The 1,293-nt window shown below is 62.5% G+C and carries 1 protein-coding gene; it reads right to left on the reverse strand.

Going from position 1 to position 1,293, the window contains the following annotated elements; translation table 11 throughout:
• Positions 1-1,178 (reverse strand): EAL domain-containing response regulator (locus AC4FAH_RS05545; protein ID WP_483236715.1); only part of this gene is annotated, 1,178 nt, incomplete at its 3' end.
• Positions 1,179-1,293: the final 115 nt, after the last annotated feature.

Consider the following 1,293-nt stretch of genomic DNA (forward strand, 5'->3'; position numbering starts at 1 on the left):
GCGGAGACGTGGCGCTGGCTGAGTGCATTGACGGCGCTGGGCGGGCAGCGGCTCCAGGCATTGAAGTCGCTGACGGGCATGGGGCGCGCGAACAGATAGCCCTGGCCGATATTGCAGCGGGTATCGCAGAGGTAATCGCGCTGTTCCGCGGTCTCGATGCCTTCGCCGACCACGGCGAGATTCAGACGCTGGCCCAGCTCGACGATGGTACGCGTGATGGCGCGCGCTTCCGGGTGGCTGTCGCTGCGCCCGACAAAGCATTGGTCGATCTTCAATTCGTCGAACGGCAGGTTGTAGAGCTGCATCATCGAGGAGAAACCGGTGCCGAAGTCATCCAGCGCCAGGCGATAGCCGCGGTCGCGAATGGCGTTCAGCAGGTGGCGAGCGTAGGTGAGGCAGTCGATCCCGCAGCTCTCCGTGAGTTCCAGCGTGATGGAGTGCGGATCGACATGATGCTGACTGGCCAGCGCATCCAGCGTCTTCAGCATGTCACGGGTGCGTAGCAGCTGGGGTGACAGGTTGAGCGCGAGGTCAAGGTGAAGGCCCTGGGACTGCCATTGGCCCTGCTGGCGGAAGCCATGCTCGATGACCTGCCAGGTGAGTGCCTCGATACGGTTGCTGCGTTCCGCCAGGGCGATGAACTGGTTGGGCATGACCATGCCGCGCAGAGGATGCTGCCAGCGCACGAGAGCCTCCGCGCCGCTGAGCCGGCCGCTGGCGAGGTCGATCTTGGGCTGATAGACGAGATGCAGCTGGCGCTCGGTCAGAGCATCATCCAGCTCATCGAGTGACAGCGGATTGCGTTGCTTGTCCAGCTCTGCCAGCAGCGAGGCCAGGTGCATGATGTCGAAGGGCTTGCCGAGCTGGCCCAGCATCTCCAGGCCGCTGCGCTTGCCCCTGGCGACCATCGCTTGCATGTCGTCGTTGTGACAGGCGCTCATCAGGATGATGCCCGCCTCGACATTGCGTTCGCGCAGATAGCCGAGCACATCATCGCCGGTGAAGTCGCCCAGTTCGTAGTCCACCAGGATGAGGTCCGTCTCCAGACAGGCGGGATTGCAGGCGATGTCCTGCAGCCCTTCGCTCTGCGTGCAGTCGAAGCCATGGGCGGAAAGCAGCCCGCTGATGAGTTCACGAAAATCCGGATCGTCGTCAATGATGAGTGCGTGTCGAGTCATGTAAGGCATCCTCAAGCGAGTGTCGGGAATACGCTCGCGCCGCTGTGCATGAAGTGTCTGCATGAGCAGTGCGCAGGCGAGCAGGTGATCCCAGATTAGCAATGCGGTTACATGA

Source organism: Cobetia sp. (assembly GCF_983723665.1).